Origin of the sequence: Shouchella patagoniensis, from assembly GCF_002019705.1 — a bacterium.
GTDB classification, from domain to species: Bacteria; Bacillota; Bacilli; order Bacillales; family Bacillaceae_D; genus Shouchella; species Shouchella patagoniensis.
The window spans coordinates 2,975,438-2,990,799 of the sequence record NZ_KV917377.1; the positions used below are offsets into that span (position 1 = coordinate 2,975,438).

Here is a 15,362-nt window from a genome sequence, read left to right on the forward strand (position 1 = left end):
TTCCGAGGAGGGATTGCTTACATTGTTAAATAGTTTTCTGGGTTGGAAGGGGCCGATCCAATTAGCCCTATTATTGATGTTTTGTATTATTCTTCAGCTAAAGTCCTCGCTACTTTAATACAATGTTTCACAAAGTTAGTAAAATAGTTGTTTGAATGCGTAGTTTCGATTTACTGCACAGCAAAATGATTTGTTGTTCTTGCGTTTTAATTCCTTGTATTGTAGTGAAAGTCGAATTTAAACAGCCTTCTTATTTTATAAACGGTTAAATGAAATATCTTAATGTAGTCTTATTTGTCTTTTCTTCGATAGTTTTCATGATAATAAACACGGAGATTTTGTTCTATATCCTCTCGTTCCAGTGGCTCCCCTTCTTTCCAATCGACTATAATGTAGTCTTCCCATTCGGAATATTCTTTACGTGTATGTTCATTTAGCAACTCTTGATTATAAGTTTCTTGATGTTCTATCATACTATCATCTGGTTCCCAATTTTCGTGTTGAATGATTTCAAATAAATCTGCTCCAAATTCATTCCTTTTAAAACGAATTCCTGTACCTATAAAGGGTTTACCCTCTCTAATCTCACCTGTGAACTCCTTTATTTTCTCCCTAGAAAAATTATAGTTCCTGACTGTTCCATTCCAAGGCTGACCATTTCTAAATTCCCCAACAAACCTTTTCTGTCCCCCTATTAAATAGAGTACCTTTGAATCGTTCACCTTGATTAAATAATCCCTTAAATAATACTTTTCCCTGATCCGTGTAGCTAGTACCTTTGCCTTCTCTTAGTTCATTCTCTACATTTCCAGTGAAAGATAAGACCCCATTAGAATGGAAAAAAGTTGTAATACCTTTAGGTATTACACCATTCTTAAACTGACCTTTAAAATAATAGCCTTCCTCACTTTTACCGTGTGAATCGATTAGATGTCCTTCTATTATTTTTCTTTCAGGTCCGGTAGTTTCGTATTTAATCAAATAATTTATCGACACATTATCAGAATAACCATAAACTTTACCTGTCCTAAATAACCCATGTGTAAAGTGGCCGTCCGCCTTTACATTTCCATTGGTGAGGACGAGGGTAAATCAGTTAGCGTAAATAGAAAAAGACCCTGCTTTTGCAGGGTTAAATTTTCAATCCTTTTTTAAAAAGAAATTTGGCAGCGTTATTAAGTACACTGTTCTCTAATTCTTGCATGTTGTCCATAAAATAATTAAAAGTTTCTTTTTTTATTTCTAAATCAATGTGATTAACAATCTTAAAGCTAGAGGTTTCAAATCTTCCGTTAACAACTTTTCCTTCGATAAAACGGTTAGGGGCATGACCGTTAGAGGCGAGTAAGTCAAATAGCAAACGACCCGAAAAATCTCCTAAATCGTTTTCAATTTCCTTTAAATCGTCCAAAGGATTATTATAACTAGTTGAAATAACAAGGTAAGGATACTTATTTTTTCCGTCATCAGTATTAATGATGTTAAACGTATCCATTGTTTCACCCCTTATTTGAGTAACGTTCACTTTTAAGCTCCTTTTGCTTCTTGCTCAATATATGTTGAACAGCTAAGATATGTGCTTTCGATAAGATTTAATGTATCTAGTATCAATGTATCTGCAATTCTTTTGTCTGTTATAGTCCCTGTGCTTACAATATTTACGCTAACGTGAGAGTATGTATGTCTATTATTGTTATAGTGGGTATAACATTTTTCTATAGCTTGAACGATAAACATTTTTTCAGGATCTAATTGGCTTACGATATTATTGTGTACAACATGTTTCTTCTTAATGTTGTCAAAAGAAATTTTATCTTTACTAAATCCAAACTTGTCAATTGTGACTCCGATTTGTTTGAAGAGAAGTTTTAAATATCCCTCTAAACCTCTAAAAGCCGGGATCGTTGTGGAACTATATTCAGGCATAGGAATATTTACACTTCTGTAAATTACAGAAGAAGCAAGTATGTTGACTAAATGCGTGCCTAAAAAATCACGTGAATTAACTAAAATTGATGAAATGTCGTCATCTACTACCTGATCATCAATTGGAACTTCAAAAAATTCGGATTGAGTTGAAATAACTCCGTCAAAATCAATGGCGTTCAATTCGCTTAATAAAGACATAACTTCAGCATGCAATAACCATGGCTTACCTTGTACTTGTAATGTGTTATTACTATGGAGTGTTAATGTGATTTTATCACTCTTTTTTTCGTTTTCAAACTTATATTGCTTAGTTAGATGGTTACCCTTCTTTTCGAAATTAACGTTATCGATTTCAGATATATATTCAATTAATAAATCAAAATATCCTTCATTATGGGGATCGAAGTTTTTAATTTGGAAAGATCGGTTCTTTTGTAACGGTTGAGCGCTTTCTTTTATGTGCCAAGCTAATTCTTCAGAGATCTCTGTATTAAAATCATCATCTGACTTTACGGTAATGCCGTTTTTGGAATCCCAAATGTCAACTAGCCTATATTCCTGTCCAGATGTATTACTAATTATACATCGGTGATGAACTCCTGATAGGTTAATAAATCGCAATGAGTGTCCGTTGCATTTTGAATTGTTAGAGCAGAACTCCTCAATGATGTATTTAACATTTGAGTATTGAATTTTAAGACTTTTGTATGTGGGCATGATACTTCCTCCTACGAGAATCATTGTATTAGCGTATTTTACCACAACAACAGAAAAAATTGGTGAAATTTGGATGATATTGAGATTAATTCTCCCGGGAAGTTTCATTCGGCAGGAATTATTGTTTTCCGTGGCGTAGATAAAAAGAAAAGGAGGCCTGCCATGAACCCCACCCGCAATTCCCTCGCTTACTATTGCTGCTCCACATTCACCATCATCTCATCATGAAACACAACGTGCCCCCACACATTCAATCATCCTACGCGGAAACCATCCATTATGTCATTTCGTTTTATCCCAACCTCATTGATCAACTACAAAAAAGCATACCCATTCGTAACCGAGTATGCCATTTCATACCTGTTTCAAGTAAAGAGATGCAATCGCTTGAAAAACTCACTAAATCTCTTCAGATTAACCAATTCATAAAAGTAGGTATATGAAGATACCCCTTGCTTGTCTTATGCCTGTATCTAATCTTACACGGTAACGGCGATTCCAAATGCACATCTTCGCTCACGTTTTGCCTCTTAGCGATTTCATAAAACTCCCTACGCGGCTTAAAAGCCATATGCTCCATGACACCCCATAACTCACCGTCAAAGCTTTCTAACAGCAGTCCAAATTCACTCTTACGATAACCTGTGATAAGTCCATCAGTATATTGATAGTTAATCACTTTAAGCCAGTCTGATGATCGTTTGTTTACCTTGTAAGTGGAGGCAGGGTCTTTGGATGGAGAACACATCCCGTTACAGGAGAAAGGAATACGTTTCATGGAGGGCTCGACTTTGGCTGTACACCAGCAGATTCTATTTTAAGTGTGGCAGATGGAAAAGTAGTCGAAGCAAGGCATGGCAATGTTGGCTATGGCAATTACGTCACTGTGCAACACGCACAAAACGAGTTTTCGCGTTATGCGCACTTATCGTCTATAGGTGTTTCGAACGGTGAAGAAGTTGATCAAGGGGATTCCCTAGGTAAATGTGGCACAACAGGTTCTAGTACGGGCAACCATCTTCATTTGGAACATATGACTGAACTTGGTCAGGCACACCCAGATAAGATTGACCAAAAAGAGACATTGGGACTTTAACAAGAAAGGACGGTATACATGCAAAAGAAATTAATAGCCGTAATTGTATTGTTGCTAGGAACGATGATGTTTTTCATCTTTCAAAATAGTAGCTTGAAAAACGAGAATCTAACATTGGCGGAGCAATACGAACAGCTTAAAAACGAAGACGTTAATAAAGCAGATACAAATGAACATGCGAATGAGGCAGCTGGAAAGTTTATCAATGGCTATTTTAATTATGAAGATAATCCTGCGAAGCAAGAAGTAGAAAGCTATGCCACAAAGGAAGCCTTGGAATAATTACAGTTTGACGATGCAGAGGGATTAGATGAAGTTTATGGTAATACCGATATAGTAAAGATTCAATCCAGCGTGGAAAGCCTAAGTCTCTATGAAGGGCAATCATTAGATGATCGTGTGGAGCTTGTTGCTTTGTTTGATAACCGAATTGAAGTGAATGAAGTATTAAGTGTAGCAATGACCATAATGACGTTAGAAATGATAGTAGAAGAGGAACAATGGAAGGTTGCCGATTTTACTTTTCAGCAACAATAGGAAGTTGATTGGGTAAATCTATGATTCTCTAAGAATTAATGGCGTTAGGTTAAAACCAAATTAAAAGGGGATGAGGAAATTGAAAAAGAGCGTATTAAGTGTTGTTGCTATATTGGGTTTGTTGTTAGCGGCTTGTGGTGGAAGTGAATATGACGCAGAGATCGAAGAGGTTATTGACTTATATAAGAATGATGATACTGCTATGATATGGATGGACGAAGAACAAATTACTCGTGAAAATGCTGATATCAGTGTCTATGAAGAAGGACGTTATATTAAAATTGGCTTCTTTGATTTAGAAGATGAGGATAAGAATGTTCGTTTTGAATTTTATGAGAGAAGCAGGGATACGTATGAATGGCTGCCTAGAATGAATCAAACAGATGATAGACTAGGGTTGGCGGATAGGGAGCCGGATTATCAAGAGTGGCAGGGGAAGGAGGAGTGACCCTCCTTCTTGCTAGTTGTTAATTAACCATAGAGAATTAATTTCACCTTTAACCTAATCCCATCTCTTTTAATTTCTTTTTTAAGGTTGGTTTTGTAATCGTATCTTGATAATGCCATTCTAATAATGTGACGCCATTTTCCTTACAAAGATTTCTCTTCTTTTCATCTAGCTGTTTTCTTCTTTCTAGTCCTTTTTCTCCACCAAAAAATTCAACTTGTTCATAATGTTGAACCCCTTGATACTCAATTCCTAATTTCAATGAAGGCACATAAATATCTAAGCTTTGAGGAGCTAACCATAAAGGCATGTGTTGAAATATAGTATCTGAATAATTCAAATAAACCAAGTCGAATAGTTGCTTTTCAGATTTCCACTTGACTGGTACTTCGTTTTTGGCTATTAACTGGCTATAAATTAGGTTTAGGGAAACAAATACGTTGATTTTTAGTGGAACACAAATCTGCAATGTACAAAATGTCTACTCCAAAAATCCTATATGCAGCCATTTCATTTCCCATACCAGACTCTCATAAGGAGTGGAAAAACAAATTAGCCTCTATTACCTGTTCCCGCTTAAAAATTGCTACAGTATTAATGGAACTATCGTCTTCATAAACGTTTGAAAGAACGACAGTTCTATGTGCTCTTTTGGCTAACTCTTTTGCTAAATAATAACTTTTTGTGGGTGCATAACTAAAAAAGAATATAAATTCGTCATTAGAAATTATTTCTGAAATTTCTTTTACAATAGATGTTAAAATTTCAGGTTTATCGAATTTTTTTAAAGTCCTAATTTTTCTCTTTGTATTACGTGCACTGCTATCTTCCTCGCGCTGATTAAGCCAGAGAAATTTTTCATATCCTTTATCAATAAATTCAGACCTTAAATTATCATAATTCGGTTTTTTCTTTCGATTCTTATAGAAATTTTTAACGTAATCATCAAAACTCATTGTTTCACCTCAAAGTTATAAATCTCTCTCTTTTTTATAATATTATACTATTATAGATCATAAGACCGATTTGAAATGACTGTATCTCGAGACAACTTCTTGGTTATAGAAAAGCAAATATAACCTACAATGGCAAAGTTACTTATTTTATATATGGAAAATCAATTAAGTTAATAAATCGTAAAATTATATTTTTAATAGGTTAAAATGAGTGGGAATTAGTAGCACAATAAATAGTTTCTTCTATAAAAATGCGGTTGCAAGCCAAATTTCTAACAAACCAATCACAAAAAGACGGAATTAATGAGATCGAACGGGGAGAGGAACACCAACAATCCTGTATTCATGGGCTTTTCGGAAAAGTGAAGCTTGTGTATCACCCCTGATACAGAAATGGCAATATATTTACTGAAATGGGTTGGAGCAACTTATAACGCAAGATTCACCAGAGAATAGGATCTAACTAATGTTTGCTAACTTCATGCAGGAAAAATATCATCTAAACGTTTAATATTAATCTATTAATTTCCATTGTGTAATGCTTTTGGACGTGATGAGGATGAGAATATGATTACACTAAGGATAGTGTTTTAGATTAAGAAAGTGAGATAGCTTTTCTCGGTAAGTTATGATTAGTAATTCAGAAATAATATTAATGAGAGTCTGGGCATAAGTTAAGGCAAGATGGATAAGCACCTAGTAATTCAAAGCAAAGTGGGAGAAGAAATATAAAGGACTAGTGAAAACTAGTCTTTTTTGTTTGAAAGCTAGTCCAAACTTCCCTATTTGCTTTGGTCAATTATAGTTTAAAATGTTTTTCATTACGCTTACCATTTAAAAAGCATGTTAGAATAAACTAGGTAAGCATATTTAAATTAGATATTATGAGAAGTTAGTGAAGAATTATTTTAGATACAATAAATCAATATTAGCAAGAGATGAGGAAATAGCACATGGCAACTTTACATAAGAAATTATTTAGCGCAGCTGATAATCTGCGCAGCAAGATGGATGCATCTGAATACAAAAACTACTTACTCGGACTTATATTCTATAAATACCTATCTGACCGCTTACTTGAAAAGGTGGTAGAAGTAGCCGATGAATCGCTTGATGAATACGACACACAAGAAAAACAAGCGATCCTCTACAATTCCCTCCTAAATGACGATGAAGTAAGTGAAGACTTAAAAGAAACATTACATGATACGTTAGGCTACGTAATGAAGCCAGAATACCTTTTCAATGAACTAACGAGACAAGCAAAGCAAAACCTGTTTCAGCTTCACCATCTAGAAAATGGATTCAGTGAGCTGTCGTCCGCTTACACTCAATTTAATGGCTTATTTGATGACGTTGATTTGCGTTCGAAGAAGCTAGGATCGGACGACCAGCAACGTAACGTTACAATCACAGAAGTATTGAAGAAGTTAAACGATGTTGATGTTATTGGTCATAATGGTGATGTTATTGGCGATGCATACGAATATCTCATTAGTCAATTCGCTTCTGAAGCGGGAAAAAAAGCGGGCGAGTTTTACACGCCACATGAAGTATCACTAATGATGGCGCGAATTGTTGCGATAGGGCAAGAAGAAAAACGTTTATTTAGTGTTTATGACCCAACAATGGGCTCAGGCTCTCTGATGTTAAACGTCCGGAACTATATCGACTACCCTGATAATGTTAAGTACCATGGTCAAGAGATGAATACAACGACGTTTAATCTAGCAAAAATGAACTTGTTGCTTCATGGAGTCAATAATGAAGATATGAACTTACGAAATGCGGATACGTTAAATAAAGATTGGCCATCCGATGAACCGTATACGTTTGACTCGGTTTTAATGAATCCTCCATACTCCGCAAAATGGTCGGCGGCAGACACGTTCTTAGATGACTCACGTTTTAACCGTTTTGGAAAACTAGCACCTAAATCAAAAGCTGATTTTGCCTTTCTTTTACACGGCTTGTATCATTTAAAAGACTCAGGAACAATGGCCATTGTTTTGCCTCACGGCGTCTTATTCCGTGGTGCAGCAGAAGGTGTGATTCGGAAGAAATTGCTTGAAGACGGAATCATCGATGCCGTCATTGGGTTGCCTGGAAACCTATTTTATGGGACAAACATTGCAACAACAGTCATTATCCTTAAGAAAAACCGCAACAAGCGTGACGTCTTATTCATTGATGCAAGTAAGACGTTTATTAAAGGGAAGAATCAGAACAAGTTAGATAATGAACACATTGACCAAATCGTTGACACGTACCAAAAACGAAAAACTATAGAAAAGTATGCGCACCTCGCTTCGTTTGAAGAAATTGAAGGCAATGATTTTAACTTAAACATTCCACGTTATGTCGATACGTTTGAAGAAGAAGAACCTGTTGATATGGCAAGCATCGGTGCATCAATTAAAGACATCCGAAAAGAAAAAGAAGAGCTTGAGTCTAGCTTATATGACGCGATTTCATCCATGCAGTTTGATGAGAAAGACGCAGACTGGATTAAAGGAGCATTAGAGGTGTTTAATCGTGGAAAGTAAGCGAGTGCCGGAAGTTAGGTTTGCGGGGTTTCGAGGGGAGTGGGAAGAGAATCCTATAGGTGACATTGTAACTGAAATAATTAGACCATTTAAAATGAGTAATAATGATACCTATGAACTCGTAACAGTTAAAAGGAGAAACGGTGGTGTTGTGTCAAGAGGTTTATTTAAAGGCTCTGAAGTACTAGTTAAAACTCAATTTTTAATATGTGAGGGCGATTTTCTTATATCTAAAAGACAAATAGTGCATGGTGCGAGTGCGACTGTACCCAAAACTTTAGATGGGTCAATCGTATCTAATGAATATCTAGTTTTAAATGGTACTGATAAATTAAATATAAAATTCTTATCATTAATTTCAGAGCTGCCACTTATGTACAACCATTATTATTTAAGCTCTTATGGTGTTGATAAAGAGAAGTTGGTATTTAATGTGAATGATTGGAAAAAAAGAAAGGTGAAAATTCCTTCAATTCAAGAGCAAAATCAAATTGTTTTGTTTGTTCACAGTTTAAAAGAAATTATTCAACGTAGTGAGCAAGAACTAGACTTATTAAAGCAAACGAAACAAGGCTTCTTACAAAAGATGTTTCCAAAAGAAGGGGAGTCTGTACCGGAAGTTCGTTTTCCGGGGTTTAGCGGGGAATGGGGATTATTAACATTAGGTGATATTACGAATAAATTTGAATATGGCCTTAATGCAAGTGCGACAAATTATGATGGGAAAAACAGGTATATTAGAATAACGGATATTGATGATCATAGCCGTAATTTAATTAATAACAATTTAACCTCCCCAAATACAGACCTGTCTTTATCTCAAAGTTACCTACTGAACCAAGGTGACATTCTTATTGCAAGAACGGGAGCAAGTGTTGGGAAGTCATATATTTATGATTCTAGTGATGGCATTGCTTATTTTGCAGGCTTTTTGATTCGAATGAGATTGCTCAATAATTATCATCCATACTTTATTTTTCAAAATACACTTACTGAAAAGTATAGAACATATATTAATATAACTTCGCAACGTTCTGGTCAGCCAGGAGTTAATGCAAAAGAATATGCTAACTTTTCATTGAGGATACCTATCCTAGAAGAACAAACCCAAATCGGCAACTTCTTCAAAAAACTGGACGACACAATCGCTCTACACCAAAAAGAACTCGATATGCTCAAGGAAACAAAAAAAGCGTTTTTACAAAAGATGTTTGTGTAAGGGAAAGGGGATAGGAATGACTAAGATTGCGCATAAGGACGAAGCAGAGATTGAGAAGCGGTTAATTGATGTGTTAGGTGAAGGGCATAATCAATGGAATTACCGCCCTGACTTAAAAACAGAAGCTGATTTATGGCAAAACGTTCGAAAGATCATCACGCAAAACAACTTATCAGAAATTGGCGAGACGCCGATTTCTGATAAGGAGTTTGAGCGGATTAAGTCCGATATCCTATTACATACGCAAACGCCGTTTGATGCGGCGCGATTTCTTCGTGGCGAGAATGGCATCGCTCGTGTGACGATTGAGCGTGAGGATCGTTCCCTAGGTTCAATGTCTCTTGTTGTTTATTCAAATCACGATATTGGCGGTGGCATTTCAACTTATGAAGTTGTTCATCAGATTGCAAAGCAGCGCGCTTCAATTGAGAGAAGAGATCGTCGCTTCGATGTGACATTACTTATTAATGGCCTGCCAATTGTACAAATTGAGTTAAAGCAAGTGACTGCCAAAGATGGTGTTTTTGAAGCCTTTAATCAGGTCAAAAAATACGCTGAAGAAGGCTTATTTCGAAATAATATCTTTGCGACGCTTCAGCTGTTTGTCATTTCAAACGAACAAACGACGCGCTATTTTGCAAATGCGATGCCAAAGGACATGCATGCGAAATTTTTGTTTAGCTGGCGTACAACGGACAATCGCAAAGTGGACAACCTCTATGAATTTGTGAACCAGGTGCTTAATATACCATATGCACATCGATTAGTAGCACGTTATACAATCGTCAGTGAGGAAATTGATCAAAAAGTGTTGATGGTGCTACATCCATATCAAATCCATGCGATTGAAGCGTTATTTACGTCAGCAAATAAACACCAATCAGGATATGTCTGGCATGCGACAGGGTCTGGGAAGACGTTAACGAGCTTTGTTTCAACGAAGCTACTCGCTAAAAAGCAAGGTGTTGACCGCACGATTATGTTAATTGATCGAAAAGATTTGGATAATCAAACTACGACTGAATTCACAAAATTCGCATCTGAATTCAACACAGGGATCACTTCGGGAGGCGGTCAAGCGAATAGTTTAATTGTTGGAACAGGTAGTTCGAAAGAATTAAGCCGAACGCTCCTTGCTGATGCCAATTCGAATACCATTATTATTACCACAAGGCAGAAGCTCGAAAATGCCCTTGACTATGCGAAAAAGCAAGAAGAAAAAGAAGGAAAGCAGCGATTTAAAAAGCTGCTTGGTCAGCATATTGTCTTTGTCGTAGATGAATGTCATCGTGCTTTAAGTGCTGAAGGGAAGGAATCTATTAAATCGTTTTTCCCTAATTCCACCTGGTTTGGTTTTACAGGCACACCAATCTTGGAGGTAAATAAGAAGCAAGCAAAAGGGAAATTGGCACGAACAACACGCGATCAGTATGGTGACGTGTTACATACCTATACGATTAAAAATGCCTTGGATGATGGTGCGGTGCTAGGCTTTCAAGTCGAGCATGAAGACACGATTCAAAAAGAAGCGTTGCTAGAGAGTATTTATGACCAATTAAGATATGACGAGAAAAACAATAACAAAACAAATGAGGAAATTAATCTCCTTATTGATGAAATGAGTGGGGTTCAAAAAGAGTCTTACCTTGACCCAACCATCTATCAAGATGATCAGCACATTCAAACCGTTATTGAGAAGATATTTCGTCCGGACAATGCGTATACCAAGTTTGACTTTACAAATGGTCGTCCGCAAAAGTCTGCCATTTTAACAACGAGCTCTATTGAGATGGCAAAGCGCTATTATTATGCGATTAAAGAAATGACAAGTAAACCAAATTGGATGGATAATCTGAAACACCCGCTACGAAAAGGGCGCACAATGGATGATCCCGACTTTCCGAGAATTGCGGTGACGTACTCGTTACAGGAAAATGAAGAGCACGCGAAGGAACAACAAGATGAAATGGCGGAAATGATGAAATCGTACAATGCTTACTACGACACTGCATGGTCGATTCAAGATATTGATCGGTACAATGGTGACATTAACAACCGCTTGGCTCGTAAAAAAGCAGAATTTAAACAATTTGGCAAACATCTTGACTTAGTCATTGTTGTCGATCGATTGCTAACAGGTTTTGATGCACCAACGATTCAAACGCTATTTGTTGACAGAAACTTAAGTTATGCCAATTTAATCCAAGCCTTCTCACGAACAAATCGAACGTTCCCTGGTAAGAAAAAAGGCTTAATTATGACGTTCCGTAAACCAGCGACCATGCAACGCAATGTAGAAGATGCAACAAAGCTTTATTCAAATAAACAAGAAGAAACAAACCTTGTCTATCCGACATATAAGGATTCATTAGACCGCTTTAAAAAAGCACACAAGACATTAACGAACGCCGATTTTAATCTGGCAACAATTGATGAGCATGCGCCGATTGATGAAAAAATTGATTTTGTCCAAGCCTTTCAAGAATTAAACAATTCGTACGAAGCGTTAATTACCTATGACGACTACAACGACGCGATGGAGAAATCCACATCACTACAAGAACAAGTTCTCACAATTGAAGAACATGTAGGCGTATACAATACGGTAAAGGGCTCACTGATGAAGGAACCAAGCGATGAAGGCGCAGAGCCTGATTTTTCAACGATTGAGTTTTATGCAGAAAATGCGATAAAAGTTTATGATATCGACTCTGCCTTTGTTGACCAGCTACTTGGCAATTACTCAGCAAACGACCAAGACATCCGTCAAGAAATTGAAAAAGCCTTACAAAAGCTAAACAAAACAGAGATTGTCAAAGATGTGTATCACGCCATTCTGAATGCAATGGACAGCAACGTCATTAAAGCGACTGATGACATCTTTGTTGTAAAGCGTCAATACTTCACGCAAACAAAAGACAAGCACATTCAAGAATTTGCAGATAACTGGTTCGTTGACGTAAAAGAGCTCCATTTGTCAGCCATTCAGTACGTCGAAGGAACCGATCCAATACCAAATATTAAGGGCATTCTTAACAGTAAGCAGTTTGATCAATACAAACTAATTTATCCAGACGCAAAACCACTTACTTTTAGTCCAAGCTTAAAACGAGCGTGGAGAAAGATGTTGGATGAAGTGGTTGTGCCGTTAGATGATGAGTTGAGATAAAGATAGTTTTATTAAAGGATTCTTTATAACAATTTATAGGTCATTGGTTTTCTTATTGCAATAATTTTTTGAGTGCTATTTAAATTAAGTAATTTGCAAACTAAATTGCTAACGAACCAATCACAAAGTGACGGAATTAACGAGATCAAACAGGGGAGAGGAACACCAACAATCCTATACTCATGGGCTTCATGGAAAAGTGGAGCCTGTGTAAAACCACTGATACAGAAATGGTAAGGTATCTGGTGGTGGTGCTCAGTGATTTCTAATTTTTAACAGCTTCGTAAGTGCTGCCATATTAGGCTTTTTCACTAATGGAAAAGCCTTTTTATTTATAAGAAATGAAAATGCAAACCTTTACCGCATTAAAGTGTGATGGCAAGCAATGAATTAGACCTTTTTTGTAAAGAGGCTTACCTTATCTCGGTAAAGCCCCGTTAGTTTATTAAGTGTGTTCTTAGATTATAATATTATTCGCTTTTATCCCAACTAATATTAGAACCTTCATTTAGAAATGCAATGTTCTCGACATTCTCCATATCAAGATGATCTAATATTGAAGCACTTTCAAATACCTTTTTTGCTCTACTTTTACGATCATATTCAAAATAATAAAAGGCATCTTCATAATCATCATGATCTCTAAGCATTTTAGAAAGGTACATGGCATCTTCTAACCCTAATGTCGTACCCATTCCCGCATTAGGATCTGCCGTGTGGAGAGCATCTCCAATTAATGCAACTCTTCCATTAGAGTAATCTTGAATTAAATCTACTCTATAGAGCTGTTTAGGAATAAAATTATCTGTGTTACTGATTAAGTCTTTAAGTGGCGCATCCCAATCAGAGAATCTATCAGCCAACTCTGATCTAAACAATTCAATTGGCTTTCTTTCAAAATGTTTCTTAGCGATCTTTCTCTCCTCTTGAACAATCATTGACCAAGAAATCTCATTATCTGTTGGATGGTGTTTGGATACAAAAAAATTGAAATTGTCATGGAAATACATTAACGATGTATCCGTCGTAAAATAATCCTTATTCTTACCAATCTTTTCTGGGTTAAGCATCCCATATACTGCCCATTTGCCACTATACTTTAAAGGATAACTTGGGAATGGGAATAAGATTGAACGTGTTTTGGAACGTACACCATCTGCTCCGATTAGCAGGCTTCCTTGTTCCTCTGTTCCGTCTTCAAAGGAAACATTAATCTGATCACTTTCTTCTTCGAATGATTTTAATCTTTTTCCAAAATTTATTTTGATACCTTCTTGTTGAATTTTTTTATACAAAATATCAATTAAATGGAAACGAGCAATATTGATAAGGTATGGCATCTCATCGGGTTCTATATCTAGCTCAGGTTCCTCAAATAAAGGGTTCCCGTTTTTATCCATTGCTTTAAAATCAATTAGCTGGTGACTATTCTTTTTTATTTCTTCACCTAGTCCTAATTGCTCCAGAACTCTTACACCATCAGGATGAATAAGAAAATGCCCGCCTACTTTACCAAAAGCAGGGGCTTGTTCATAGATAACACTTTCAATATTCGCTTTTTTTAGGAATAGTGACATAGTGAGACCGGCTAGACCTCCGCCTACAATAACTACTTTTTTATTCATAATATCACTCCTTATGGTTTATCGGACAAACGTCCGAATAGGGTTAAAAAAATAACCTTTCGAAATTTATATTAACATTAACCGGACGTTCGGTCAATTAAATGGTAAAATTAGTTTAACACTGTATAGTATAGATTGTTAATAACCTCATTAAATTCGATTAATGGCAGTTGATTAATGATTTAGTATAAAATTAGAATACAATTAAAGTGAATTTCAGGAGGAACTATGAGCAGACCAATTGGAACAAATAGTAAAGACACAAAAAAGTTTATTAAAGATATAGCAACTAAAATTTTTGAATACAAAGGTTATACTGCAACTTCAATGAAAGATATAAAAAATGACACTCATTTAAGTAAAGGTACAATATATTATCATTTTAAAAACAAAGAAGAACTGTATCTTTACTGCCTCACTCAATCGTCGAATGAATTTGTTAATAAATGGAGAACACTTTCAATCAAAGCATTAAATGCTGAAGAAAAATTATATTCCTGGGCTAAACTAAATAGTGTAGAACATCAAAAACCTTTAACGAAGACTATTCCTGAATATTTAGTTTCTGTGAAGTCTGATGAGATTACCTCCATTATAAATATGTTCAAACCTGAAATGGATATAATTACGGAGATCCTCGAAGAAGGGAAAAGGTCTGGTGAGTTTAAAGCTGATTTAAATATTGATAACACTAGCATTATCTTGTTCAATCTGATTTCTTCTTTAAGCGATTCTTTCTTTTTTGGTTATAAAACACAAGAAGACCAAAGTAACCTTTATTCTAGTGCGATAGAGATTTTTGTTGAAGGCTTAAAAGCATAACTTTAATGAGTGTTGAAAAGATGTTTTGAACTTATCTGAGACAGAGTTTCTAGTACCCTGCCGTGCTATCTAATCTGCAAACCAAAACGCAAACAATCTAATTACAAACAGATGGAATTAATGAGATCTAGCAGGGAAGAAAGGCGCCAACAATCCAGTATTAATGGGCTTTACGGAAAAGTGAAGTCCATGCAAAACCCCTGATACAGAAATGGTAAGGTATAAAGTGGTGGGGCTTAGCGAATTGGTATTTTATTACACCTGTGTAAGTGCTGTCACATTAGGCTTTTTCAGTAAT

Annotated in this window: 13 protein-coding genes and 1 pseudogene; 8 read left to right on the forward strand and 6 right to left on the reverse strand. The window is 36.0% G+C overall.

Annotation, left to right across the window (positions count from 1 at the left end; all coding sequences use genetic code 11):
* Window positions 1-290: 290 nt before the first annotated feature.
* The 3 genes from BK584_RS15670 to BK584_RS15680 all read right to left on the reverse strand — a co-directional run bounded on the left by BK584_RS15670 (window position 291) and on the right by BK584_RS15680 (window position 2,646).
* A complete protein-coding gene (locus BK584_RS15670) occupies window positions 291-722 on the reverse strand; it encodes a hypothetical protein (RefSeq protein WP_078393439.1) in 432 nt (143 codons plus the stop codon).
* A gap of 410 nt (window positions 723-1,132) precedes the next feature.
* Window positions 1,133-1,495, reverse strand: coding sequence for a type II toxin-antitoxin system RnlB family antitoxin (locus tag BK584_RS15675; protein WP_139365679.1), 363 nt, complete (start codon window positions 1,493-1,495; stop codon window positions 1,133-1,135).
* A 32-nt stretch (window positions 1,496-1,527) separates the two neighbouring features.
* Window positions 1,528-2,646 (reverse strand): type II toxin-antitoxin system RnlA family toxin, encoded by a 1,119-nt coding sequence (locus BK584_RS15680; protein ID WP_169871297.1) that lies wholly within the window; start codon window positions 2,644-2,646, stop codon window positions 1,528-1,530.
* 784 nt (window positions 2,647-3,430) lie between these two features.
* Between BK584_RS15680 and BK584_RS15690 the strand changes: the two are divergent.
* The 4 genes and pseudogenes from BK584_RS15690 to BK584_RS15705 form a co-directional block, all read left to right on the forward strand.
* A pseudogene (locus BK584_RS15690) lies at window positions 3,431-3,742 on the forward strand (M23 family metallopeptidase); the annotation flags it as partial.
* Window positions 3,743-3,760: 18 nt separating this feature from the next.
* Entirely contained in the window at window positions 3,761-4,024 is a 264-nt protein-coding gene (locus tag BK584_RS15695; protein WP_078393444.1) for a hypothetical protein, read from the forward strand.
* Between the two features lie 60 nt (window positions 4,025-4,084).
* Window positions 4,085-4,279 (forward strand): hypothetical protein, encoded by a 195-nt coding sequence (locus tag BK584_RS15700; RefSeq protein ID WP_496196945.1) that lies wholly within the window; start codon window positions 4,085-4,087, stop codon window positions 4,277-4,279.
* A 79-nt stretch (window positions 4,280-4,358) separates the two neighbouring features.
* Window positions 4,359-4,727: a cystatin-like fold lipoprotein gene (locus BK584_RS15705; RefSeq protein ID WP_078393446.1), complete on the forward strand. Its 369-nt coding sequence runs from the start codon at window positions 4,359-4,361 to the stop codon at window positions 4,725-4,727.
* Between the two features lie 49 nt (window positions 4,728-4,776).
* On the opposite strand, the gene BK584_RS15710 is transcribed toward BK584_RS15705, so the two are convergent.
* Both BK584_RS15710 and BK584_RS15715 read right to left on the reverse strand, forming a co-directional pair.
* Window positions 4,777-5,196, reverse strand: a complete 420-nt coding sequence (locus BK584_RS15710; RefSeq protein ID WP_078393447.1) for a PDDEXK family nuclease — start codon at window positions 5,194-5,196, stop codon at window positions 4,777-4,779.
* Between the two features lie 61 nt (window positions 5,197-5,257).
* Complete coding sequence (locus BK584_RS15715) at window positions 5,258-5,683, reverse strand: hypothetical protein (protein WP_078393448.1); 426 nt, start codon at window positions 5,681-5,683, stop codon at window positions 5,258-5,260.
* Between the two features lie 953 nt (window positions 5,684-6,636).
* Here BK584_RS15715 and BK584_RS15720 point away from each other — a divergent pair.
* The 3 genes from BK584_RS15720 to BK584_RS15730 are packed head-to-tail and all read left to right on the forward strand — an operon-like array spanning window position 6,637 to window position 12,617.
* Window positions 6,637-8,229 (forward strand): type I restriction-modification system subunit M, encoded by a 1,593-nt coding sequence (locus BK584_RS15720; protein WP_078393449.1) that lies wholly within the window; start codon window positions 6,637-6,639, stop codon window positions 8,227-8,229.
* On the forward strand, window positions 8,219-9,448 hold the full coding sequence (locus BK584_RS15725) for a restriction endonuclease subunit S (RefSeq protein WP_078393450.1): 1,230 nt from the start codon (window positions 8,219-8,221) through the stop codon (window positions 9,446-9,448). Before BK584_RS15720 ends, BK584_RS15725 begins: the two co-directional genes overlap by 11 nt.
* Window positions 9,449-9,464: 16 nt before the next feature.
* Window positions 9,465-12,617 (forward strand): type I restriction endonuclease subunit R, encoded by a 3,153-nt coding sequence (locus BK584_RS15730; protein WP_078393451.1) that lies wholly within the window; start codon window positions 9,465-9,467, stop codon window positions 12,615-12,617.
* Between the two features lie 470 nt (window positions 12,618-13,087).
* Here the strand turns inward: BK584_RS15730 and BK584_RS15735 are convergent, their stop codons facing one another.
* Window positions 13,088-14,242, reverse strand: coding sequence for an FAD-dependent oxidoreductase (locus tag BK584_RS15735; protein ID WP_078393452.1), 1,155 nt, complete (start codon window positions 14,240-14,242; stop codon window positions 13,088-13,090).
* A 228-nt stretch (window positions 14,243-14,470) separates the two neighbouring features.
* On the opposite strand from BK584_RS15735, the gene BK584_RS15740 reads away from it, so the two are divergent.
* Entirely contained in the window at window positions 14,471-15,064 is a 594-nt protein-coding gene (locus tag BK584_RS15740; RefSeq protein ID WP_078393453.1) for a TetR/AcrR family transcriptional regulator, read from the forward strand.
* The last annotated feature ends 298 nt before the right edge of the window (window positions 15,065-15,362 follow it).